Consider the following 23,599-nt stretch of genomic DNA (forward strand, 5'->3'; position numbering starts at 1 on the left):
TCGCGCGTACGTTCCCAGCCATGGTCTCCCTTCTGAACAACCGCCTGACACGGCGCGCCCTGCGCCCCGCCGCCGCCCTGGTCGACCGCCGCATCCAGCAGCGCGTGGAGCGCGCCGCCGGGCCGCTGCGCGGCGAACTCGCCACCCTGCGAAGGGAGTACGAGGAGGAGCGGCGCGGCCGGTATGCCGTGGAGCTGCTGCTCGACGGGACCGGGCGCGGCGCCCACCGCATGCCGCCGGCCCACGAGGTCGACCGGCTGGTCCGCGAGGTGGGGGCGCTGGCCGGGAACAACGCGGCGGCGCGGCGCAGTGTGGTGTCCGCCTACCGCACGGTGGTCGCCCTGGAGGCACTGGGCGTCGGGCGGCTCGCGGGCTCGACGTCCAATGTGTGCGGCAAGCTGGCGACCGTACCGCTGCTGGCTCCGCCCAACGGGCGCATCCTGGAGATCGGCACGCTGTACGGGCTGTTCGCCGCCGCGCTGACCCGGATGACGCACCGGGCGGGGGTGGAGCCGGAGCTGACGATCGTGGACCCGTTGGCCGGTTCCCAGCTCCAGCCGGGCACCTCGCAGCCCGCCGACCCCACGGGCACGCCGGTCCGCGAGGACGTGGTGCGGGCCAACCTGGCGCTGACCGGGGGCGGCACGACGCACCACCCCCGGATCGTGCGCGGCTTCTCCAGCGCCACGGAGGTGCGGGCGGAGGCGGGCGACCGGGAGTACGGGGTGATCGTGGTGGACGGCGACCACTCCATGGCGGGGGTGGCCGCCGACCTGGAATGGGTCGAGGGGATCGTGGCCCCCGGCGGGATCGTGGTGCTCGACGACTACGGCGACGCGGCGTGGCCGGGCGTCCAGGAGGCCCTGGACAAGCATCTGGCGGACGGGACCTCGCGGCTGCGGCTGCTGGGGCGCGTGGCGACGTCGGCGTATCTGCGGGCGGAGTGACCCGTAGCCCCTGAAGGACCCGTCAGACGCTGCTGAGCGACAGCTTCGCGGCGAAGCCGAGGAACAGCACCCCGGCCGCCGAGGTGGCCCCGGCCGAGAGCCGCCGGCGCCTGCGGAAGGCGGCGGAGAGCCGGGTGCCGCCGAAGATCAGCGCCGACAGGTACAGGAAGCTGGCGAGCTGGAGCAGGGTGCCCAGGACCAGGAACGACAGGGCGGGGTAGGCGTATCCGGGGTCCACGAACTGCACGAAGAACGAGATCAGGAAGAGGATCGCCTTCGGGTTGAACAGGCTGACGACCAGCGCCCGCCGGTACGGCCTCTCCATGGCGCCCGGGGCCTGCGCCTCGGCGCGCTCCTCGTCGGTGATCTCGGCGACCCGCCGGTGCCGCTCGCGCCACATCGACACGGCGGCGCGCAGCATCCCGATCGCCATCCAGGTCAGATAGCCGGCGCCCGCGTACTTGACGATCGCGAACAGCACGGGCGTCGTCTGCAGCAGCGACGAGGCGCCCAGCGCGGACAGCGTCATCAGCACGGTGTCCCCGGTCCACACCCCGGCCGCCGCCACATAGCCGGTCCGCACGCCGCGCCGCGCGGCGACGGACAGCACGTACAGCGAATTCGGGCCCGGCAGCAGAACGATCAGCACGAGGCCGGCGAGATAGGTCGGAAGGTCGGTGACACCCAGCATGGAACGGAGTCTCGCACGCGGCCACGACCGTGCGGAAGCGGGAATTCCGGGTGCAGGCGTGCGGAAGGGTGCGTTCTGCGTCACAGATGCGCGACGGTAAGCGGGATGCAGGATTCGGCAACCGGGTGGAGCGGGAACCCGTCCCATGGGATACGCGGGTCCAGGGGCCGACGACGCCGGGACCGAGGATGCAGGGGGCTGGGATGATACGCACGCGCAGGACCGGGCGCGGTTACGCGCTCCGAGGGGCCGCCGTCGTGGCCGTGGTGGCGATGGCCGGGGTGACGGCCGGCTGCAAGGAGCAGCCCGCGTCCGGCGCCTCGGCCGCGCCGTCCGCACCGGCGGGCAGCAGCTCCCCCACCGACGACGCGAAGCCGGGCGGCTCCGCGAGCCCGTCGCCGAGCGCGAAGCCGAAGGAGCCGGTCAAGGCATCGCCGAAGCCCAGTGCGAGCAGCACCACGCCCACGGCCGATCCGCAGGGCAAGGTGCTCATGGCGAGCGGGGCCGAGGGCAAGCAGGTGCGCGAACTCCAGGCGCGGCTGCGGCAGATCGGGCATTTCGACCGCAACCCCACGGGCTACTACGGGACTGTCACCGTGGCCGCCGTGCAGTCCTTCCAGGGCAAGCGCGGCCTGGAGCGGACCGGGAAGACGGACACCGTCACCTGGCAGAAGCTGCTCGGCATGACGCACGAGCCGACGGCGGCCGAGCTGAACCCGCCGACCACCCGCCCGGTCGCCAAGCCGGACAAGCGGTGTCTGACGGGGCGGGTCATCTGCATCAGCAAGAACAGCCGCTCGCTGTCCTGGATGATCGACGGCAAGGTCGTCTCGTCCATGGACGTGCGGTTCGGCTCGCAGTACACGCCGACCCGCGAGGGCACGTTCTCCGTGTACTGGAAGTCGCGCCACCACGTGTCCTCGATCTACCACACGGCCATGCCGTACGCGATGTTCTTCAGCGGCGGCCAGGCGGTGCACTACTCCTCGGACTTCGCGGCCCGCGGCTACAACGGCGCCTCGCACGGGTGTGTGAACGTCCGGGACGAGGGGAAGATTGCGGCCCTCTTCGCCGCCGTCCGCACCGGGGACAAGGTCGTCGTCTACAAGTGAGACGAAGTCGTCCACTAGTGGGACACGAGAGATGAGGGGCGCGGACGGGACCGGGGGAACGTGTCCCGCCCGCGCCATGTGCGCCGAGCCGCAGGTACGGGGGGAACCCCGGCTCCGGGCGCTGCCGATGACCAGTCGGCTCATTCCGTACAGCGTCGGCGGGCCGGAAAATGTCACACCGGCCGGTAGCAAAGGTCAGCGAGCCCACCCGGAGGCGGCCGGCCGGGGGTCCTCGGAGGCGGAATCCGTCGCCCCCGGGTCCGGGGCGACGGCCGCCGTCGAGGGGCCGGGCGACTCGGTGAACCGGATGGCGGGGAGCGGCGCGGAGGCGTCGCCACCCTGCTCGGCGTCGCCCGCTCCGCCGCCGTGCTTGCCGTCCTCGGCGTCGAGGAGCCGGTCGCAGAACCGGTCGAGGTTGCGGGCGCCCTTGGCCAGGGCTTCGAGGCGGGTGCGGCGGTCGGCGTCGAGCGTGCCGTCCCGGTAGTCGCGGCACGCCTGGAGGGTCTTGGCGTACCAGGAGCCGGAGGTGTCGTCGCCGGAGTGGCCGTCCCCCTTGCCGGGGTCCTCGTTCCCGCCGTCGTCGTCGGAGCCGCCGTCCCCGGGGTCCGTCCCGCCGCCGGTGCGGCTGCCGCCCGTGCGGTCGGTGCCGGTCCCGTCGTCCTTGCCGCTCCGGTCGTCGTGGGAGGCGCCGCCGCCGGGGCGTGCGGTGTCCTGGTCGCCGGAGTCGGAGTCGGAGTCGGCGCCGGTGCGGCCGCCGGGGGGCGGGGCGTCCGGGGTCGGGGTGCCGGGCTGCGGGGGCGCGGAGGTCTCCTCGTCGGGGAGGACGTCGCTGCCCAGCTCCTCGGGGGACTCGGCGGCCGAGACCGAGGTCGCCGGTGCGGGGGTGTGCCGGCTGAAGGGGCCGGGCAGCATCCCGGACCCGGCTGCCACGGCCACCCCTCCCAGGGCACAGCAGGCCAGGGAGGCGACGAGCCCGAAGCGCAGGGGCCTGCTCCAGCGGAACGGGCGCCCGCCGTGCTCGGGGCCGGCCGCCCTGCCTATGTGGACCGGGGCGAGCACCGCCGTATCGGCGTCGTCGCCGTGCGCGGCCGAGGCCCCGGCTCCGGCGCCGGCTCCGGCGGTACGGGGGCGGCGGGGGGCGGCACGGAAGGCGGCGAGCGCGGCGGCCTCGCCGGGGAGTTCGCCGGCGGCGGGGCGGGCGGTGCGGGCGACGGCGTCGAGGGCTGCGGCCAGGCGTTCGGCGTCCTGGCGGGGACGGCCTTCGGCAGGGTCGACCGGTTCGCCGCGGAGCAATTTCTCCGCCGCTTCCTTGTCAAGCCATGCGTACTGCTCGTCGGCCATCACATGTCCTTCTGCGTCCACAGACGCGAATGCGTCACACCGGCGGGAGCCACCAGGCCGGTGCGTGGGGGGCGTTGTACGGGTACGGCGCCGAGCTCCCCGGTCCGTCCCGGCGCGTCGTCCCCCGCATTCTCCCGGAAGGCCGCCGAGGGTGCCTCGGGGCCCTCCGGCTGCGCCCGGTGCCGCAGGGTGCCGTCCGCCTGACCTGGGACGGGCGCGGGGCCGGGCTGCCCCTCCCCACCGCCCGGGCGCTGGGCCGCGGTCCCGGCCGCGTCCGCCCCGAGCAGTTCGGCGAGCCGCTTCAGGCCGCGGTGGGCGGCGGTGCGGACCGCGCCGGGCCGCTTGCCGAGGGTCTGCGCCGCGCTCTTCGCGTCGAGGCCGACCACCACCCGGAGGACCACCGCCTCGGCCTGGTCCTGCGGCAGCTGGGCGATGAGCGACAGGGTGCGCCCGGTCGCCAGGGATTCGATCGCCTCGTCGGCGGTGTCGGAGCCGGCCGGCTTGTCGGAGAGCTCCGTCTCGTCGCCGCCGATGGCGGGGCGCCTGCCGCGCATCCGGAGATGGTCCAGCGCCCGGTTGCGGGCTATGCGCGCGGCCCAGCCCCGGAAGCGGTCGGCGTCCCCGCTGAAACGGTCGAGGTCACGGGCTATCTGAAGCCACGACTCGGACGCCACGTCCTCGGCGTCCGGATCCCCCACCAGTGTCCTTATGTAGCCAAGCAGCCGCGGCTGCACAGCGCGGTACACAGTACGGAAGGCGTCCTCGTCCCCGCGCTGTGCCGCGAGCACCGCGGCAGTAAGCCCCGCGTCGTCCCCCAGCACTACCTCAACCCTGCCCTGCTGTCCGAATCGCAGCTGGTCACCACTGCCGCGCCACCCTGCGCGACTCAGCACGCTACGTCCTTGGCGTGCACCGCGTCCATGACTTGTACAACCCGCAACATTCCATCGCCCCACCCCGGTGTGACAGAAAACGCACCCACGGCGCTGAGATGAGTACGGGGTCGTCCTGCGACCCCGCGGAAGACGACCGGGGCCTCTCCTGTGGGGGGTGGCGGCCCCGGTCGTCGTTCCGACACGTGGTCGCTTGACCAGGCGCTTCGCGGATCAGCCGGCCCGTCCGCGACCAACGGTGTGGCCAACACGTCAGGGAATTCCTCAGTACCTCGGTGACCAGCGCTTTCCCGGCGCTCACCTGGCCTGTCCGCGCTCAGTCACCTCGTTGCCTCAGGACGAGCTCCTGGCACTTCCGTTGCCGGCGACTCCCCTTGCGGCACCACCCGGATCAGCGTCGCCGTCCGTGCCGTCGCCGCCCTCGAAATCACTGCTCGACCAAGAGGAAAAGGGCCTCGTCAATTAAGGGCATGACTGAATTCGGCATCAGCCATGCCCATGAATGACGATGGCCGGGCGCCACACGAAGGACACCCGTTCGATACCGTTTTCCTGATTCCCCTCCGGGACTCTCCGAATTCCTCGCCCTTTGCGGTCGAAGGTGATTCGTAGCCACTCCGGTCACGGATTGCCCAGGAGTGGGGGCCGCGGAGGGCCCGCGATCCCCATGGCGGCTCAGGTGATCAAACGGCTGCAAGCCGGGACCCTGGGAGAACGAGCCCTTCCGCACCCTTCCACGGAGGGGGCGAGAAGACGCGCTCCTTATTGCACAACGGTCGCAATAAGGGGCGCGTCACACGTTCGGCCCAAAGAGACGGCTTCCTTCCGGGGTGATTCTCCCCTCCCGGCATTCGCTCGAAATGCGGCACCCATCAGGAGTCATGGACCACTGCCCGCTTCGTTTTGCTTAATTGCGAGGCTGTCAGGCGTTCCGAGTTCTGGACAAGTGTGCTTCTCTATCGCTCCGACGATCAACGGAGGCCCAGCCTCCGCGAAAGGCGACCGGATTTACTTTCCGTCGTCCGGGATCTCGGGCTTCATTCCACCCGCCTCCGGACACCCGGACCGGCACTGCGGCCACGCGGCCGGTCTGCGGTGATTCCGCCAGCCGAGAGGTTCAGTCTTGTCATCCCCCACTCCGAGGCCACGCAGCAGGCGCGCCCTCGACCACTCGCTTCTCGTTCTCGGTGCCGGTGCCCTGGCCACAGGCCTCGGCATCCTCACGCTCGCACCCGGTATCAGTGCCGCGTCGAGCCACCGCGAGGCTCCACTCATCGCAGGCGACCCGCGCGCGGACAACACCGACGTGTACGCGTTCACCAGCCCCGATCGCTCGGGCACCGTGACCCTCGCCGCCAACTGGATCCCCTTCGAGGAGCCCAACGGCGGACCGAACTTCTACCAGTTCGCGGACGACGCGCGGTACAACATCAAGATCGACAACACCGGTGACGGCAACGCCGACCTCACCTACAGCTGGCGTTTCCGCACCCTGACCCGGGATGCGAGCGGCCAGTTCCTGTACAACACGGGCCAGGTCACCTCCCTCAACGACCCGGACCTGAACATCCGTCAGGTCTATGACCTGACGGTGACCACCTCGCGCGGCACCTCCACGATCCTGCGCGGGGCCCCGGTCACACCGTCCCGTGTCGGCAAGGCGTCCATGCCGGACTACGCCGCCCTGCGTGCCCAGGCGGTACGCGACGTCCCGCGTGGCGGCAAGGCGTTCGCCGGGCAGTCCGAGGACCCGTTCTTCGCCGACCTGCGCGTCTTCGACCTGCTCTACGGCGGCGACCTGAGCGAACGCGGACAGGACACCCTCGCCGGCTACAACGTCAACTCGGTCGCACTCCAGATTCCCAAGAAGGACCTGGCGCTGCGCGGCAACGCCACCCGCAACCCGGTCATCGGGATCTGGTCCACCACCGAACGCCGTGGTGTCCAGGTCACCGACTCCCGTACCAGCAACCACACCGGGTGGAAGCAGGTCTCGCGCCTCGGAAACCCGCTGGTCAACGAGGTCGTGGTCCCGCTCAAGTACAAGGACGCCTTCAATACCCTCAACCCCAGCCAGGACCGCACCGTCCAGCCCGTCGTGGACAAGGTGCTCGACCCGATCCTTCCCAAGCTGATCCAGAAGGTGTACGGCGTGCCGGCACCCAAGGCCCCACGCCACGACCTGGCGGAGATCTACCTCACCGGCATCTGCAAGGCATGCGGACCGATCAAGGCCGATCTGAACGCACACCGGCTGAACAAGGACGCCTCGCTCAAGAGGATCGTCCCGGCCGAGGAACTGCGGCTGAACATGGCCGTGCCGCCCGCGGTGAAGCCGAACCGGCTCGGGGTGCTCGGCGGAGACCTTGCCGGCTTCCCGAACGGACGCCGACTGGCGGACGACGTCATCGACATCTCCCTCCAGGCGGTGGAAGGCGCCGCCCAGACAGGCAAGATCGTGCCCGCCCTCGCCGCGGGTGACAAGGTCGACGCCAATGAGGTGCCCTTCGGCGCACGCTTCCCGTACCTGGCGCTCCCGCACTCCAAGAGCGTCAACAGCGGTCCTTCCGGGACCGGGAAGTCGGCGATGAAGCCGTCGCACGCCGTCGCGCTCGGCACCGCGGGTGCCGCCCTGCTCGGACTCGGCGGACTGCGCCTGCGTCGGCGCCGCGCGACGAGCTGACCGGCCGCCCGCCCAGGGCAAAGAGCCGGACAGCAGCGGTGTCCGGACCGGATCGGCCGGTCCGGACACCGTCCCCGCCCGTCACACCACACCGGGAGTACCCGTGCCAGCCCCGACCGACCCCATCCCCGCGCGCCGGACCCGTGGGAGCAGACGACTGCGCAACACGGCCATCACACTCTCTCTGGGCGGCGTGCTCTTCACGGTCGGGGCGCTGGGCCTGGCTCCGCAGCAGCAAGCCCCGGCCGCCCCGTCCCATGCCCCCGCCTTCCGTAGCACGAACGGCGTCGAAGCCCTCCGGGCACGCGTACGCGAACTGCCCGCCGATCCCACCGGATGGTCCTCCCTCGGCATGGCCTACGTGCAACAGGCACGCAGCACGCCGGACGCTGCCACCTACACCCGGGCCAGGGCCGCGCTGCGCAAGTCCCTGGTCCTCCAGCCGTCCGGCAACTTCGCCGCGGAGACCGGCATGGGCGCCCTGGATGCCTCCCTGCACCGCTTCGCCGAAGCCCTGACCTGGGCCAGGCGGGCCACCACATCCGACCCGTACAGCGCACCCGCCCAAGGTGTCCTGGCCGACGCACTCACCCAACTCGGCCGCTACGAGGAGTCCTACGCGGCGGTCCAGCGCATGACCGATCTGCGGCCCGACAGCGGCGCGCTCGCACGGGCCTCCTACAGCTGGGAACTCCGGGGCGACACGAAGCGGGCACGCGACCTGATGGAGAAGTCCTACCAGGCCGCCGGCACCCCGTCCGACAAGGCCTTCGCCCTGACCCATCTCGCCACACTCGCCCTGGAGACCGGCGATCCGCGCACCGCCGTGCACCTCGCGGACACCGGGCTGGCCGCGTCGCCGGAAGACCCCGCCCTGCTGGAGGCACGCGCCCGCGCCCACGCCGCGCTCGGCCGGAATCGGCAGGCCGTCAGCGACTACACCGCGGCCATCGCCGCCGCGCCCCTGCCTCAGTACCTTCTCGGCCTGGCGGATCTCCAGGAATCCCTCAGCCACCCGGAGAAGGCCGAGGAGCAGTACGGCGTGCTCAGAGCGCAGGAGAAGCTGCGCGAGGCCACCGGAGGAGTGGCCGACGTGGACGGAGTCCTGTTCGAGGCCGACCACGGCGACCCCGACAGGGCAGTGGCGATGGGGCGCACCGCTCTGCGGCAGCGGCCCTTCCTCGCGGTGCACGACGCGATGGCCTGGGCGCTGCATCGCGCCGGCCGCGACATCGAGGCCATTGAGCAAGCCGACCTCGCCCTCGCGCTCGGCACGGTCAGCGCACCCTTCCACTACCACCGGGCGATGATCAACGAGGCGCTCGGCCGGACCGAGGCCGCCCGGACTGACCTCCGGCGAGCCCTCGGCATCGATCCCCACTTCCATCCGGTGAACGCCCCCCGGGCGCGCGCCGCGCTCAGCAGAATCGAAGCCGCCCGATGAACCGAAACCGTCCCTCGCGCCGAACGCCCTCCCGCGCCCTTGCCGCTCTGATCCTCATCGGAACCGCAACCGCTCTCGTGACGGGTCCCGCCGCCACCGCGTACGCGCATCCGCTCGGCAACTTCACCGTCAACCACCACACGGGGCTGGTCCTTCGCCAGGACGCCGTGGACGCGCTCATCGTCGTGGACCGCGCGGAGATCGCCACCGCGCAGGAACGCCCGCACATCGATGGGGACCACAACGGCGTCACCGATCCGGCGGAAGCCCGGTCCTACGCGTCGGAGGGCTGCGCCGAACTCGCGGGACAACTGCGCCTGGCCATCGGGCGCACACCGGTGCACTGGAGGAACGTGACGAGCACGCTCACTTATCACCCCGGCGAGGGCGGCCTGCGGACCAGCAGGATGAGCTGCGCCCTGAGCGCCCCCGCGGAACTGGCTGCTGCGGCCGACATCGACGTGCGCACGGACTACGACGAACGCCGCATCGGCTGGCAGGAGATGACCGCGCGCGGGCGGGGGGTCACCCTCATCCACTCGCCACTCCCCGCCATCTCGCCGACCGACGAACTCCGCCACTACCCGAAGGACCCGCTGGCCACGCCTCTGGACCAGCGGTCGGCCCGGCTTCACACGGAACCCGGCGACGGACGACGCGCCGCCGCCGGCCCCGCAGAGTCGCTGCCCGGCGCGGGCCCGCTCTCCACGGTCGCCGGAAAGGTGTCCACGACATTCGACACCCTGGTGGGCCGACACGAACTCACCGTCCCCGCAGGGCTCATGGCGCTCTTGCTCTCCCTGGTGCTCGGCGCCTCGCACGCGGCCCTTCCCGGCCACGGCAAAACCCTCATGGCCGCGTACCTGGCCGGGCGCCGCGGGACCCCGCGCGATGCCGTCACCGTCGGAGTCACCGTCACCGTCACCCACACCGCGGGGGTCCTCGCGCTCGGGCTCGCGCTGCCGCTCGCGACCTCGCTCGCGGGAGAGACGGTCCTGACCTGGCTCGGTCTCGTCAGCGGACTGATGGTCACCGGGATCGGCCTGTGGCTCATGCGCACCGCCCTGACCAAGGGCACCGGCCACGGACACGCCCACGGCCATACACACCGTCACGGACACGCCCACGGACCCCAGCACCTCCACGACCATGTCCCGCACCAAGCTCGCCCCTCGGGTCCGCTTCCCACGGCGGAGCCCCGGCCGGGCTCGGACGCGACCCACGCGGACGGCACAGTCCTCGCCCCGGTCAGGACCGCCCCCCACACACACGATCGTCCCCATTCCCACGCCCATGGGCCGGGCCACGCGCACGCCGGGCACCACCACCACGCCAGGACGTCGCGCACCGGCCTGATCGGCATGGGAATCGCGGGGGGCCTGGTACCCAGCCCCTCCGCCCTGGTCGTCCTGCTCGGCGCCGTGGCCCTGGGACGGACGGCCTTCGGCGTGCTGCTCGTTGTCGGCTACGGCCTCGGCATGGCCGCCACACTCACCCTGGCCGGCCTGCTGCTGGTCCGGCTGCGCGACACGTTCAAGGCGAGGGCGGACAGGTATGCCCGCCTCCGCGTCCCGCTCGCCCGCCTTTCGGGCGTCGTTCCCGCCGCCTCCGCCGGGCTCGTACTCCTGGTCGGTCTGCTGCTGACCCTCCGGGCTGCTGCCGGCCCCTGGTAGACCGGCTGAGGGGATGGTCCGGCGGAAGCACCAGAGGGAGTGCCGACCGTGTCCGGGGGGGCGGGGCCACCGCGCTCCGAGTTCCCGACACCGTGCTGACGGTCGCGTTCGTGCACGGCATCCGCGTACGCGGCTGCCCCGGGGGGCAACGTTCGTCATGCTCCGACCAATCCGGACGCCGCGGGGTTCCGAATACACGGCATCAGCAACCAAACGTCGTTCCGGCTTCCGCCGGGACTTCCGAAAGGGGATGCGTCTTCGTGATAGCCCGCCGCACAGCCCGTCTCGCCACGCTGTTCGCCCTGCCCGCCGCACTCACCCTCGTGGCAGCCGCGCCGTCCCTGGCCCACGAGGGACACTCCGCCGGCACCACGAAGGCCGCCGACGGTGACACGTACCAGATCGACCTGGAGCAGCTGAACGACTCCGGTGCCAGTGGTACCGCCCTGGTCAGCGTGGAGGGCGACCGGCTCACCGTGAAGATCGACGCCGAGGGGCTGGTTCCCGGCCAGCCGCACGCCCAGCACATCCACGGATCCACGGACGGCCACGACTTCCGCTGCCCCGACAAGAGCGCGGACAAGGACGGCGACGGCATCGTCACCACCGCCGAGGGCCTGCCCATGTACGGAGACATCAACATCTCCCTGACCACCAAGGGCGACACCTCCAAGGACAGCGGCCTCGCGGTGGACCGGATGCCCGTCGCCGACAAGGACGGCAAGCTGACGTACTCCCGCACCATCACCGTCTCCAAGGACGTGGCGGAGCACATCAAGGACCTGCACGTGGTGCAGCACGGCATCGACCGGAACAGCGACGGGAAGTACGACTTCGGCGCGGGCAAGAGCGAACTCGACCCCAAGCTCCCCCAGGAGGCCACCGCTCCGGCCAGCTGCGGCATGGTCAAGGGCGCGGCCGTCGGCTCCATGCCGGTGGGCGGCGTCGAGACCGGTGGAACCACGACGGAAGGCATCGAGTCGCCGCGGCTGCTCGCGGCGGGCGGCGTGGCCGTCCTCGCGGCCGGTGGTCTCTTCGCCGTACGCCGCCGCGTCCGTACGGCCGGCCACGACGGCAGCTGATCACGAGTCCCGTTCGACCCGCGGTCGCCCCCAAGGGCTTCCGCCGGTCGGGCCACCGGTCCAGGTGTCCGCGGCGGCAGCGAGCAGGGAAGGGCGACCCCGATGAACGGAAGCGCAAGCGATGACGAGGTCCCTACGTCACTGCGGCGATGGCGGTTCGTCCTCACGGCGGGCATCATGGTGCTGCTGCTGGCCGGGGCACTGATGCTGGGTCTGGGAATCGACCGCCAGCAGCCCGCCCCTCCGGCCGCGAAGGAGACAGCCGGCACCCCTCGGGCCTCCGTCGGGCATACGGCCGCCCGCGACGGGAAGGCGTCCGGCTCGCCGGGAGGCGAGCAAGGCACGACCGTGCTGTCCGCCTCCCGGCCGCTGAGCATCACGATCCCCGCGATCAAGGTGACGTCCACGCTGGAGGACCTGGCACTCGGCAGGGACAGGGCGATGGAGACCCCCCGCGATCCGGACAAGGCCGGCTGGTACAGCCCAGGCCCGCCGCCCGGGGCCCGCGGCCCCTCGGTGATCGCGGGACACGTCACCTGGAACCGCGCACCGGCGGTCTTCTTCAAGCTGGCCGAACTCGACCCCGGCGACCGCATCGAGATCCGTCGCGCGGACGGCACCACCGCGACCTTCACCGTCGATCGCACCGCCGTCTACCCCAAGGACCGGTTCCCCACGGTCGAGGTGTACCGCAACCTCGACCACGCCGGTCTGCGCCTCATCACCTGCGGCGGGGACTACTCCGCGGCCGAGAGCCACTACGCCGACAACGTCGTCGTCTACGCCACTCTCACAGGCAGTCACACGTAGGCGCCGGACGATCCGTTGTGGGGCGCCCACGAGAATGACGCCCCACAACAACCGCCTCCCCGCGGACCTTCCTCCGCGAGGCGCGAGCGGAGACCCCCCGCAGCCGCCGGGGAGCCTCCTTGTGCGCGGTGCCTGCTCCTCCTGACAACCGCTCACACCTTGCATTCGTCACCGTCGGGAAGCCGGATTGGTCGTCGCCGGAACCGCACCCGAACGGGCTCTTCCGGTTCTGCGCGTTTCAGTGGCGGAGGACGGTGTGGTGGTGGCCGTTGTCCTGCCTCCCCGGGTCGGGCGAGCTCGTGGAGGAAGCCGTCCCCGTCGAGGTACCGAGTGGTCAGCCCGTCGCGGGCGACCGTCGCCGAGGTCCCGTGCAGGAGGTGGACGCGGAGCGGGAAGGTCCGCGCGTCGATGGAGGGGTGCACCGTGTCCCCGTCCGCGTGTGCGCGATCCTCGTCCAAGGCGGCGAGCTCTGCCTCATCCGGCGGTAGGGGCCGGGGTCTCAGGACCGCACCCGCCCCCGCCGGGCCGACGCCGCGCGGAGTATCCGCCGGCCCTCCGTGGAGACGTCGCGGATCTGGCGCAGCCCTGCCGTGGCGGGGGCGTCCTCGTCCATGGCCGCCAGCATCTCCAGGATCGCGGTCTGCCGGGCCGCCTCGCCGGCGAGCAGCGGGCCCGCGCCCGAGGGGTCGCCCGCCCGGCAGCGGGCCACCGGGTCCGGGGCGGCGGGGGCGGTCGTGTCGTGGCCGAGGTGGACCTCCAGGGCCAGCACCGAGCAGGCGTCCGCCCAGACACGCAGCCCCTCGCCCGCCCGCTCGGCCGGGGCGGCGGCGAGCACGTCCCGGACCCGGGCGGCGGGTGCGCCGGGGTCCGCGAGGGTGTCCAGCGCGGCGCGGGCCTCCGCGAGGCGGGCGGGCCAGAGGCGGGGCTCGGCGCAGGCGGCCCAGAGCGGGCGCAGCGGGTCGGGGCCGGGGCCCTGGGCGGGCTGGGGCAGACAGCGTTCGAGGCAGGCGACCGCCGCGGCGGCGAGCCCGCGTTCGTCGGCGGCGGCGATCAGGTCGAGCAGGCTCATCGGCGTCTCCTGTCAGCCCTCCCGTATGTGCCCCATGCCGGGACACAGGGGGGCGCAGCGCTTCCTGTTACCGCATTCAGCGCCGAATGGCCGAAAAGCGTCACTGAAGGGTGGCCGATTACCGCCGCCTGCCTCCTCCCTCAGTGCGCCTGAACCGGACGCGGCACCGCAGGGACCGGGCCGAGGTGCGCGCGCCGGGACTGCATCGCCGTCAGTCTCCGCACGAACAGGATCGCCAGGACCGCCGCGCCGATGTCCAGCGCGTCGCAGACCGCGACCATGTCGAGCCCGCGCACGATCTCGTCCCCGGTCTCCGCGTCGGCGTAGAAGCGGCCCGCGCCCTGGCTCAGGAGCTTGTCCACAATCAGCGCCGCCCACCACGCGTTCAGCAGGCCACGCGGCGCGGCGGGCCTGCGACCGTCGCCTTCGACCGGCACGCTCGCAGCCCACACACCGCTCGCCACCCGGTACGGCAGCCACAGGACGCCGATGGGCACGAACCAGGCGCCGACCGCCCAGCCGGGCCGCATCGAGTGGGCGGACGGGTCGAACACCTCCGCGTTGCGCCGGACCCGGCGCATCCACACGAGAAAGACGACCGCCGTCGCGAGGAGCGTGTACGCCTGAAGGAGCCCAGCGAGCCGGTACAGCTGGTCGGCGCGGGTCCACGCCCCCTCGTCCACCGAGAGGAAGCCGCCGTCCAGCCCGTCGGCGAGCAGCATGCGGGAGTGGACACCGGCAGCGATCGACAGCACATCCGCGACGGCCACGGCGCCGAGCAGCACGCACACCGCCTTGGCCAGGCCCACCGGCGAGCGCAGCTGGTCGAGCCGGGGCGAGGCCGGCGCCCAGCCGGGGCTGCCGGCCCAGGCCCGGCCCCGGCCGGCGTCCGCCGCGCCGGCGCACACGGCGCACCGCACATCGGCCGAGCCGACCGGTCTCGTACCGCAGAGTGAACAGAGCATGGAAACGGAACCCCCCAGGATTCGGACGTCGACGCGAGAAGCGCGCGCGTCCCTCCCCGGACGACGCGGCCACCGGAACGTAATGCCCGGCGACCGCATTGTCCATGGTCAGAGGCGTTCCGGAGACTCAGCCCGCGTCGATCTCCTTCGCCAGCGACTGGAACTTCGCGTAGCTCAGCTTCGGCTTGCCCGGGACCCACAGCTTCTGGGCCGTCGCCCGCAGCGGCATCCGGATGCCGGCCGCGACCTGCTCGGCGGTCTGGGCGTTCGGGAAGTCGCCCCAGACGGCGAACCGGCCGCCGAGGATCTGGTCGGAGTAGCGGGCCGGGACCGGGGTGGTGCCGCGCAGCACGAGCGGGGTCCACTGCTCGTAGATCCGCTTGCCGGTCGGGTAGACGAAGGCGTTGGGCTGGCCGAGCACGTAGTACATGAACTCGTCGTTGAGGTTGAGGACCTTGCGGCCCTCGCGCAGATACTCCTCCGGCGACCGGGCTCCGTACTCCTTGCCCGTCCAGTACTCGACCTCGATGTCCTTGTCGGCGCGGACCTTGCTGTCGCGGAACTGGCCGTCGTTCCACGCCTTGGGCTTCATGCCGTGCTTGCGGACCACCTCCGCCCGGTCGTTGAGCCAGCCGGTGGCGAGGTCGGAGATGCCGGCCCCGGAGCCGTACTTCGCGACGGCCGCGCGCTGGAGCTGCGGATAGGACGCGGCCGGGTCGCTCGCCATCAGCGCCCGGTACTCGTCGCCGCCCAGGTGCCAGTACGCACCGCCGAACAGCTCCGCGTACTCGCCGAGCAGCTCGTCGATCAGCTTGGCCGCGCCCGGCTTGGAGATGTCCAGCGAACCGGTCGAGGCGACGCCGGAGACGTTGTGCAGCTGGAGGTCGGGGTGGGCGCGCAGCACCGCGCCGAGGTGGCCCGGCGAGTCGATCTCCGGGACGACCTGGATGTGCAGCCGGCCGGCCAGGGCCACGATGTGCCGGACCTGCTTCTTCGTCAGGTGGTCCGGCGAGACCACCTCGGGGTGCGTGTCGGACTCGATGCGGAAGGCCTGGTCGTCCGAGAAGTGCAGGCCGAGCTGGTTGAGCTTCAGGTCGGCCATCTCGTGCATCCGGTCCTCGATCCAGGACGCGGTGTAGTACTTGCGGGCGATGTCGAGGTTGAGGCCGCGCTGCGGCTTGTCCGGCCGGTCGCGCACCTCCCCCTCGGGCATCGAGCCGTCGGCGCGCACGGACTGCTTGAGGGTGCGGGTGCCGTAGAAGACGCCCGCCTCGCCGGGTCCGCTGATCCTGACCCGCCCGTCGGCGGTGCGCAGGGTGTACGACTCCGAGCCGCCGGACGCCTTCGGGGTGAGGGCCAGCTCCACGTCACCGGCGCGGGCGGCCGCCTCGCCCCGGTAGTGGATCTTCAGCTCCCCGGCCAGCAGCTTCCCCTCGTCGGCCAGCTTGCCGCTGCCCTTGGCGAGGACGACCCCGCTGTCCTTGCCGGGCTTCCAGCCGGGCCCGTGGGCGGGCGTGTGCTCGCGTACGGCGGGGATGGTGCGGGGCGTACTGGAGAGCGGGTAGCTGCGGGTCGGTGACGGGGTGGGCGAGGGGGACGAGGCCGCCCGGGTCGTCTCGGGGCCGTTGCCGTGCTCGGTTCCGGAGCCGTCGCAGCCGACGAGGACGACGCTCGCCGCGGCCGCCGCCGTCACGGCCAGGAGGGCGCCGCGTGAGGGTGCCATCAGTCAGAAACCTCCGGTTCGGGGGGAGAGGGAAGAAAGGGAGCGCAAGGGAGCAGAACTGCGAGAAAACGGTGCAGATGTAGGGAGGTAACCGGGCATTCTCCTCACACATCCGCTCGCCAGGCATCGCGAAACTCTCCCGTCCGGGTGAAATTCGCGCATCCTTCGCCCGCCCTTATCCCCGTCTCGCTAGCGTTGAGCCCCCTCAGTCTCTTCCGTCTCTCCATTTCGGGAGCCCACGCTGTCCAGGTCCAGCGAGTCCCACGCCGGCCTCCCCGAGCAGCCGCCCCGGCCCGCCCGGCGCACCGCCGTGCCCGTGCAGCACCGCGGCGGCGCCTCCGCCCGGTCCGCCGCGCCCGCCTGGGGCCTGCCCCGGTTCAACGGCGCGCCCGCCCCCGAGGCCGAGGCGGCCCTGCTCGGGTGCTTCGGCAGCGCGGCCTGGGCGCGGCGGCTCGCCGCCCACCGCCCCTACCCGGACGCGGAGGCGCTGCTCGCCGCGGCCGACGAGGCGGCCTACGACCTCGCCCCCGCCGAGCACGCCGAGGCGCTGGCGGCCGAGGTGTCCCCGGGGCTGCGGCCGGACGCGCCGCGCTCCGCCCATCTCGCGCTGGCCGCCGCCCACGCCGAGTACGAACGCAAGTTCGGCCACGTCTTCGTGATCTGCCTGGACGGCTACCCGCCCGCCGAGCACCCCGACCAGGTCCTCGCCGGCATCCGGGCCCGCCTCGCGCACGAGGAGGACCGGGAGCGGGCGGTCACGGCCGATGAGATGCGACGACTCGCCCGGGGCCGCCTGGCCGCGTTGGTATCGAGTCGATAACGGGTTGGGGGCGGGCCGCTCGGCCCGGATTCCCCGGCGCGGAGGGGCCGAGCAGGGTCGCGGAGGGCTGTCCATAGCCCGTCCGTGCCTGTTTCGTTGCCACTTTGATCACACCGGAGGGCCCCGCGCGATCGAACCGACAATCCGTCGCTACGATGGCCGGGGCCGGTGGACCGTACCCGGCCGGGTCAGACCGACAGTCAAGCCGGCCGACCCCAATCCCCGCTCCCGGAGGGTTCTTCCGTGCCGGCTGGAACGCTGTACCGCGGCCGGGAAGGCATGTGGTCCTGGGTGGCTCATCGAGTCACCGGTGTCCTCATTTTCTTCTTCCTGTTCGTGCATGTCCTGGACACCGCCCTCGTCCGCGTCTCCCCCGAGGCCTACGACGACGTCGTGTCCACGTACAAGACGCCGATCGTCGCGCTGCTCGAATACGGCCTGGTGGCCGCGATTCTCTTCCACGCGCTGAACGGTCTGCGCATCGTCGCCGTGGACTTCTGGGCCAAGGGCCCGCGCGTTCAGAAGCAGATGCTCTGGGCCGTGCTGGGCATCTGGATCGTGCTGATGCTGGGTGCCCTGTACCCGGTGCTCGGCCACGCCGTACGCGAACTCTTCGGGAGCTGAGGCACATGTCCACCGAGACTTCCGCGATCGGCGCCGTCGAAGGCGTCTCTCTGTACGACGTCGACAATCCGGCCCCCGTCATCGAGCCGCCGCGCAAGCGGACCGGCAAGACCCCCAAGGGCTCGCGCACCAACTTCGAGATGTACGCCTGGCTCTTCATGCGCCTGTCGGGCATCGTGCTGGTCGTCCTGGTCATCGGCCACCTGCTGATCCAGCTGGTGCTGGACGGCGGCGTCTCCAAGATCGGCTTCGCCTTCGTGGCGGGCCGCTGGGCCTCGCCGTTCTGGCAGGTCTGGGACCTGGCGATGCTGTGGCTCGCCATGCTGCACGGCGCCAACGGTCTGCGTACGGTCATCAACGACTACGCCGAACGGGACAACACCCGCTTCTGGCTGAAGATGCTGCTGTACACCGCCACGGTGTTCACCGTCCTGCTGGGCACGCTGGTGATCTTCACCTTCGACCCGAACATCCGCTAGGCGCCGGGCCCGAAGGACCAGAGGTAAACCATGCAGATCCACACGTACGACACCGTCATCGTCGGCGCCGGCGGCGCCGGCATGCGCGCGGCCATCGAGTCGACCAAGCGCAGCCGCACCGCCGTGCTGACCAAGCTCTACCCCACCCGCTCCCACACGGGCGCCGCGCAGGGCGGCATGGCCGCCGCGCTGGCCAACGTGGAAGAGGACAACTGGGAGTGGCACACCTTCGACACGATCAAGGGCGGTGACTACCTGGTCGACCAGGACGCCGCCGAGATCCTGGCGAAGGAGGCCATCGACGCCGTTCTCGACCTGGAGAAGATGGGCCTGCCGTTCGGCCGCACGCCCGAGGGCAGGATCGACCAGCGCCGCTTCGGCGGTCACTCCCGCAACCACGGCGAGGCCCCGGTCCGCCGTGCCTGCTACTCGGGCGACCGCACCGGCCACATGATCCTCCAGACGCTGTACCAGAACTGCGTCAAGGAGGGCGTGGAGTTCTTCAACGAGTTCTACGTCCTGGACCAGCTGGTGGTCGAGGAGGACGGCGTCAAGAAGTCCGCCGGCGTCGTCGCGTACGAGCTGGCCACCGGCGAGATCCACGTCTTCAAGGCGAAGGCGGTCATCTACGCCTCCGGCGGCACCGGCAAGTTCTTCAAGGTGACGTCGAACGCGCACACCCTGACCGGTGACGGCCAGGCCGCCTGCTACCGCCGGGGTCTGCCGCTGGAGGACATGGAGTTCTTCCAGTTCCACCCGACCGGCATCTGGCGCATGGGCATCCTGCTGACGGAGGGCGCCCGCGGTGAGGGCGGCATCCTCCGCAACAAGGACGGCGAGCGCTTCATGGAGAAGTACGCGCCCGTCATGAAGGACCTCGCGTCCCGTGACGTCGTGTCCCGCTCCATCTACACGGAGATCCGCGAGGGCCGCGGCTGCGGTCCCGAGGGCGACCACGTCTACCTCGACCTGACGCACCTCCCGCCGGAGCAGCTGGACGCCAAGCTCCCGGACATCACCGAGTTCGCGCGTACGTACCTCGGCATCGAGCCCTACACGGACCCGATCCCGATCCAGCCGACCGCGCACTACGCCATGGGCGGCATCCCGACCAACGTCGAGGGCGAGGTGCTGGCCGACAACACCACCGTCGTCCCGGGCCTGTACGCCGCCGGCGAGGTCGCCTGCGTGTCGGTGCACGGCGCCAACCGCCTCGGCACCAACTCGCTGCTCGACATCAACGTCTTCGGACGCCGCGCGGGCATCGCCGCCGCCGAGTACTCCGCGAAGAGCGACTTCGTCGAGCTTCCCGAGAACCCGGCGCAGCAGGTCATCGACCAGGTCGAGCGGCTGCGCAACTCCACGGGCACCGAGCGGGTCGCGGCGATCCGCCAGGAGCTCCAGGAGTGCATGGACGCCAACGTGATGGTGTTCCGCACCGAGCAGACGATCAAGACCGCGGTCGACAAGATCGCGGAGCTGCGCAAGCGCTACCTGGACGTGTCCGTCCAGGACAAGGGCAAGCGGTTCAACACGGACCTGCTGGAGGCCATCGAGCTGGGCAACCTGCTCGACCTCGCCGAGGTCATGGCGACGTCGGCGCTGGCGCGCAAGGAGTCCCGCGGCGGGCACTACCGCGAGGACTACCCCAACCGCGACGACGTCAACTTCATGCGCCACACCATGGCGTACCGCGAGGTCGCCGAGGACGGCACCGAGTCGATCCGGCTGGACTACAAGCCGGTCGTCCAGACCCGCTACCAGCCGATGGAGCGTAAGTACTGATGGCTACACCCACCCTGGACAAGGCCGACAAGGCTCCCGAGCCCGAGGCCGGCTTCGCCGACTCGCCGTACATCACGGCCACGTTCCGCATCCGGCGGTTCAACCCCGAGGTCTCCGACGAGGCCCAGTGGCAGGACTTCCAGATCGAGATCGACCCGAAGGAGCGTGTGCTCGACGCCCTTCACAAGATCAAGTGGGACCAGGACGGGACGCTCACGTTCCGCCGGTCCTGCGCGCACGGCATCTGCGGTTCGGACGCCATGCGGATCAACGGCAAGAACAGGCTCGCCTGCAAGACGCTGATCAAGGACCTGAGCCCGGAGAAGCCGATCACGATCGAGGCCATCAAGGGCCTCACGGTCCTCAAGGACCTCGTGGTCGACATGGACCCGTTCTTCCAGGCGTACCGCGACGTCATGCCCTTCCTCATCACCAAGGGGAACGAGCCGACCCGCGAGCGCCTCCAGTCCCCCGAGGACCGCGAGCGCTTCGACGACACCACCAAGTGCATCCTGTGCGCCGCGTGCACGTCCTCGTGCCCGGTGTTCTGGAACGACGGCCAGTACTTCGGCCCGGCGGCGATCGTCAACGCGCACCGCTTCATCTTCGACTCGCGCGACGAGGGCGGCGAGCAGCGCCTGGAGATCCTCAACGACCGTGACGGTGTGTGGCGTTGCCGCACCACCTTCAACTGCACGGACGCCTGCCCGCGTGGCATCGAGGTCACCAAGGCGATCCAGGAGGTCAAGCGCGCGCTGATCACGCGTCGCTTCTGATCCCCACGCGCACGTGAAGAGGCCCGGTCCCCCTCGGGGGTCCGGGCCTCTTGCTGCGCCGGTGGCGGCCCGGACGGTACGGTCGTGCGGAACCGGTGGTCGGTTCACCCACCGCCGCACGGGGATGCGCGGGGGAGCGAGAGCGGGGGCACGTTGAGCGATCCGAATCCGTACGCGGACGACTCATACACATGGGGGCCTTCCCAGCAGCCCGGGACCCCTCCCGGCGTCCCGAACGGCCAGGGCTACGGCTATCCGGCGGGCGGCAATCCGGTCTACGGCTACCCGCAGCCGGTCTCCGGCCCGCCCTCGCAGCCGCCGGGCTACGGGTATCCGTCGCAGCCGACCCAGGGTTACGGGTATCCGGCGCCGGCCGGCGGCGGAACGCCCGTGCTGTCCATCGGGGACATCACCGTGATGAGCGATTCGATCGTGACGCCGTCCGGGACGATGCCCCTCAGGGGCGCGGTGTGGACGGCGACGGACATGTCGCGCACCGAGGAGAAGATCCCGCCGGTCGCGATCGTGCTGGCGATCATCTTCGCCCTGGCCTGCCTGATCGGCCTGCTCTTCCTGCTGATGAAGCAGAAGCAGACGACCGGCTTCGTCCAGGTGACGGTGACCAGCGGGGGCCGCCACCACTCCACGATGATCCCGGCCAGCCACCCGGACACCTTCGCGATGGTGATGTCCCAGGTCAACACCGCCCGCTCGATGAGCGTCTGAGGGCACACCCCGCGGCGCGGGGCGGGGAGGACGCGGCCGGTCCGCTCGTGTGACGGCTCAGTCCCAGGCCGCCCCGCCCCGGTCCTCCGCGACCACCATGACGCGCCGCAGCATGTCGTTGAGCAGCGCCCGCTCGTCCGCGTCCAGGACGCCGAGGAGCCGTTCCTCCTCGTGCCCGAGGAAGGCCATCGCGCCGAGCCAGGTCGACCGGCCCTCGTCCGTCAGCACCACGTCGACGCGGCGGCGGTCCGTGGTGGACGGGGTGCGGCGGACGAAGCCGCGGCGCTCGACCGCGTCCAGCCGGCCGGTGACCGACGCGGGGGCGAGGTCGAGGTCGGCGGCCAGTTCGGACGGGGCCGCCGTGCCGCCGCGCCCGGCCAGCTTGTGCAGGGTGTCGAACTCCTGCCGGTCCAGGTCGAAGTCGATGAGGGACTGCTCACGCACCCGGCGCAGATGGACGGAGAGCTTCTTCATCCGGGTCACCGCGCCCTCGACGTCCGCGTCGAGCTCGGGAAGCACGGGTCTCCACCGCTCCACGTGCCCGTCGGTCCAGTCGCGTCGCTCCATGGCGCTCAGCCTACGCGGGTGCCTCCGGCGGGGACGGGGTCCTTCGGAACCGTAATTCTCGTTGACGGATACTTCGGTACCGAAATAGATTGCCGCTCATGGTCACCCCCGCGCCGCCCACGGCGCATCCCTTAAGGACCCGCTCGTTCCGGCTGCTCTTCATCGGCCGCTCGCTGTCGATGCTGGGCGACTCCGCGATCCCCGCCGCGCTCACCCTCGCCGTCTACCTGGCCACCGGATCGACCGGCGACCTCGCCCTGGTGCTGGGATGCGCGATGGTGCCCAAGCTGTTGCTGCTCCCGCTGGGCGGGGTCGTCGGCGACCGCTTCAACGCCCGCACCGTGGCCCTCACCACCGACCTCGTGCGGTGCGCGACCCAGCTCTTCGTCGGCACCGAACTTCTCTCCGGCACCCCGGCCCTCTGGCAGATCGCGCTCGCCGAGGCGGTCGGCGGCGCCGCCGGGGCCTTCGCGATGCCGACCTCCGCCCCGCTGGTCCGGGGCACCGTGGACGAGTCGGGGCTGCTGCGCGCCAACTCGCTGGTGGCGGTGGCCTCCGGGACCGCGCGCATCGGCGGGCCCGCCGTCGCCGGCGCCCTGATCTTCACCGCCGGACCGGGCTGGGCCTTCGTGCTGGACGGCGCGAGCTTCGCGGTGAGCGCCGCGCTGCTGTACGTGATCCGGGTCCGCCATGTCCCCATCCCCCGGCGCTCGTTGCTCGGCGACCTCAAGGGCGGCTGGACCGAGGTCCGCAGCCGCGACTGGTACTGGACGAGTCTGATCGCGCACGCCGTCTGGAACGGGGCGGCGGCCGTGCTGACCACGCTCGGCCCGGCCCTCTTCCTGCACGGCCCCGGCGGCAAGGGGAGCTGGGTCGTGCTCCTCCAGACCGGTGCGGTGGGCCTGCTGATCGGTTCGCTGGTGGCCGGGCGCATCCGGCCCCGCCGGGCGGTCCTGGCCGCCAATCTCGCCGGCGCGCTGTACGTGCTGCCGCTCTGCCTGCTGGCCGCGCACGCCCCGGTGGCCGTCTCGCTCACCGCGTACGGGATCGCCATGGCCGGTCTCGGCTTCCTCAACCCGGTCTGGGAGACCGCCGTCCAGTCCGCGGTGCCGCCGCAGGCCCTGGCGCGGGTGACCTCGTACGACTGGCTGCTGTCGCTGGCCGCGATGCCGCTGGGCTACACCCTCGCCCCGCTCGCCGCCTCCGCCTGGAACACGGAGGCCCCGCTCGCCGTGGCCGGGCTGCTGGCCGGTGCGGTCTGCGCGGGCACCGCCCTGGTGCCGGGGGTACGGCGCTTCGGGGCGCCGGCCGCCGACGCGGTGCGGGAGACCGGGGCACCGGCCGGGACGACGCCCGCGGCGGGGTAGCGGGCGCGGCCCGGATACGCTC

At 71.7% G+C, this 23,599-nt stretch carries 21 protein-coding genes; 14 read left to right on the plus strand and 7 right to left on the minus strand.

What is annotated here, in order from left to right; translation table 11 throughout:
- The first annotated feature begins 20 nt into the window (after positions 1–20).
- Positions 21–947 (plus strand): class I SAM-dependent methyltransferase, encoded by a 927-nt coding sequence (locus ACIQZN_RS07220; protein ID WP_403989221.1) that lies wholly within the window; start codon positions 21–23, stop codon positions 945–947.
- A gap of 22 nt (positions 948–969) precedes the next feature.
- Here the strand turns inward: ACIQZN_RS07220 and leuE are convergent, their stop codons facing one another.
- Positions 970–1,638 carry a leucine efflux protein LeuE gene (gene leuE / locus ACIQZN_RS07225; protein WP_018101084.1) on the minus strand — a complete coding sequence of 223 codons (669 nt, stop codon included), beginning with the start codon at positions 1,636–1,638 and terminating at the stop codon, positions 970–972.
- 203 nt (positions 1,639–1,841) lie between these two features.
- Between leuE and ACIQZN_RS07230 the strand changes: the two genes are divergently transcribed.
- Complete coding sequence (locus ACIQZN_RS07230; RefSeq protein ID WP_403989223.1) at positions 1,842–2,750, plus strand: L,D-transpeptidase family protein; 909 nt, start codon at positions 1,842–1,844, stop codon at positions 2,748–2,750.
- Positions 2,751–2,945: 195 nt separating this feature from the next.
- Here ACIQZN_RS07230 and ACIQZN_RS07235 read toward each other — a convergent pair whose 3' ends face one another.
- Together ACIQZN_RS07235 and ACIQZN_RS07240 are read right to left on the minus strand one after the other, a co-directional pair.
- Positions 2,946–4,091: a hypothetical protein gene (locus tag ACIQZN_RS07235; protein WP_403989225.1), complete on the minus strand. Its 1,146-nt coding sequence runs from the start codon at positions 4,089–4,091 to the stop codon at positions 2,946–2,948.
- Positions 4,091–4,912 carry an RNA polymerase sigma factor gene (locus ACIQZN_RS07240; RefSeq protein WP_403989889.1) on the minus strand — a complete coding sequence of 274 codons (822 nt, stop codon included), beginning with the start codon at positions 4,910–4,912 and terminating at the stop codon, positions 4,091–4,093. Before ACIQZN_RS07240 ends, ACIQZN_RS07235 begins: the two co-directional genes overlap by 1 nt.
- 1,195 nt (positions 4,913–6,107) lie before the next feature.
- Between ACIQZN_RS07240 and ACIQZN_RS07245 the strand changes: the two genes are divergently transcribed.
- The 5 genes from ACIQZN_RS07245 (at position 6,108) to ACIQZN_RS07265 (ending at position 12,676) form a co-directional block, all read left to right on the plus strand.
- Entirely contained in the window at positions 6,108–7,667 is a 1,560-nt protein-coding gene (locus ACIQZN_RS07245; RefSeq protein WP_403989227.1) for a DUF4331 domain-containing protein, read from the plus strand.
- 103 nt (positions 7,668–7,770) lie between these two features.
- On the plus strand, positions 7,771–9,111 hold the full coding sequence (locus ACIQZN_RS07250) for a tetratricopeptide repeat protein (RefSeq protein WP_403989229.1): 1,341 nt from the start codon (positions 7,771–7,773) through the stop codon (positions 9,109–9,111).
- Between the two features lie 167 nt (positions 9,112–9,278).
- Entirely contained in the window at positions 9,279–10,784 is a 1,506-nt protein-coding gene (locus tag ACIQZN_RS07255) for a sulfite exporter TauE/SafE family protein (protein ID WP_403989891.1), read from the plus strand.
- A gap of 260 nt (positions 10,785–11,044) precedes the next feature.
- Positions 11,045–11,866, plus strand: a complete 822-nt coding sequence (locus ACIQZN_RS07260) for a hypothetical protein (RefSeq protein ID WP_403989231.1) — start codon at positions 11,045–11,047, stop codon at positions 11,864–11,866.
- A gap of 102 nt (positions 11,867–11,968) precedes the next feature.
- A complete protein-coding gene (locus ACIQZN_RS07265; protein ID WP_403989233.1) occupies positions 11,969–12,676 on the plus strand; it encodes a class F sortase in 708 nt (235 codons plus the stop codon).
- A gap of 499 nt (positions 12,677–13,175) precedes the next feature.
- Here ACIQZN_RS07265 and ACIQZN_RS07270 read toward each other — a convergent pair whose 3' ends face one another.
- The 3 genes from ACIQZN_RS07270 to ACIQZN_RS07280 form a co-directional block, all read right to left on the minus strand.
- Complete coding sequence (locus ACIQZN_RS07270; protein ID WP_403989235.1) at positions 13,176–13,745, minus strand: hypothetical protein; 570 nt, start codon at positions 13,743–13,745, stop codon at positions 13,176–13,178.
- Between the two features lie 140 nt (positions 13,746–13,885).
- Positions 13,886–14,710, minus strand: a complete 825-nt coding sequence (locus ACIQZN_RS07275) for a DUF4328 domain-containing protein (protein WP_403989237.1) — start codon at positions 14,708–14,710, stop codon at positions 13,886–13,888.
- 127 nt (positions 14,711–14,837) lie between these two features.
- Complete coding sequence (locus ACIQZN_RS07280; RefSeq protein WP_403989239.1) at positions 14,838–16,433, minus strand: glycoside hydrolase family 20 protein; 1,596 nt, start codon at positions 16,431–16,433, stop codon at positions 14,838–14,840.
- Between the two features lie 310 nt (positions 16,434–16,743).
- On the opposite strand from ACIQZN_RS07280, the gene ACIQZN_RS07285 reads away from it, so the two are divergent.
- The 6 genes from ACIQZN_RS07285 (at position 16,744) to ACIQZN_RS07310 (ending at position 21,643) form a co-directional block, all read left to right on the plus strand.
- On the plus strand, positions 16,744–17,253 hold the full coding sequence (locus ACIQZN_RS07285) for a 2-oxo-4-hydroxy-4-carboxy-5-ureidoimidazoline decarboxylase (protein ID WP_403989241.1): 510 nt from the start codon (positions 16,744–16,746) through the stop codon (positions 17,251–17,253).
- A gap of 243 nt (positions 17,254–17,496) precedes the next feature.
- Positions 17,497–17,877 carry a succinate dehydrogenase, cytochrome b556 subunit gene (gene sdhC, locus ACIQZN_RS07290; protein WP_026242571.1) on the plus strand — a complete coding sequence of 127 codons (381 nt, stop codon included), beginning with the start codon at positions 17,497–17,499 and terminating at the stop codon, positions 17,875–17,877.
- Positions 17,878–17,882: 5 nt separating this feature from the next.
- A complete protein-coding gene (locus tag ACIQZN_RS07295; RefSeq protein ID WP_073964328.1) occupies positions 17,883–18,356 on the plus strand; it encodes a succinate dehydrogenase hydrophobic membrane anchor subunit in 474 nt (157 codons plus the stop codon).
- Between the two features lie 30 nt (positions 18,357–18,386).
- On the plus strand, positions 18,387–20,141 hold the full coding sequence (gene sdhA / locus ACIQZN_RS07300; RefSeq protein WP_403989243.1) for a succinate dehydrogenase flavoprotein subunit: 1,755 nt from the start codon (positions 18,387–18,389) through the stop codon (positions 20,139–20,141).
- Positions 20,141–20,917, plus strand: a complete 777-nt coding sequence (locus ACIQZN_RS07305; RefSeq protein ID WP_018101096.1) for a succinate dehydrogenase iron-sulfur subunit — start codon at positions 20,141–20,143, stop codon at positions 20,915–20,917. The genes sdhA and ACIQZN_RS07305 overlap by 1 nt, the downstream gene beginning before the upstream one ends.
- 153 nt (positions 20,918–21,070) lie before the next feature.
- Positions 21,071–21,643, plus strand: coding sequence for a hypothetical protein (locus ACIQZN_RS07310; RefSeq protein WP_403989245.1), 573 nt, complete (start codon positions 21,071–21,073; stop codon positions 21,641–21,643).
- Positions 21,644–21,700: 57 nt separating this feature from the next.
- On the opposite strand, the gene ACIQZN_RS07315 is transcribed toward ACIQZN_RS07310, so the two are convergent.
- Positions 21,701–22,210 carry a MarR family winged helix-turn-helix transcriptional regulator gene (locus tag ACIQZN_RS07315; RefSeq protein WP_403989247.1) on the minus strand — a complete coding sequence of 170 codons (510 nt, stop codon included), beginning with the start codon at positions 22,208–22,210 and terminating at the stop codon, positions 21,701–21,703.
- Positions 22,211–22,308: 98 nt separating this feature from the next.
- Between ACIQZN_RS07315 and ACIQZN_RS07320 the strand changes: the two genes are divergently transcribed.
- Positions 22,309–23,577, plus strand: a complete 1,269-nt coding sequence (locus ACIQZN_RS07320; protein WP_403989249.1) for an MFS transporter — start codon at positions 22,309–22,311, stop codon at positions 23,575–23,577.
- The last annotated feature ends 22 nt before the right edge of the window (positions 23,578–23,599 follow it).

Origin of the sequence: Streptomyces sp. NPDC097595 (assembly GCF_044761525.1) — a bacterium.
Taxonomy (GTDB): Bacteria; Actinomycetota; Actinomycetes; order Streptomycetales; family Streptomycetaceae; genus Streptomyces; species Streptomyces drozdowiczii_A.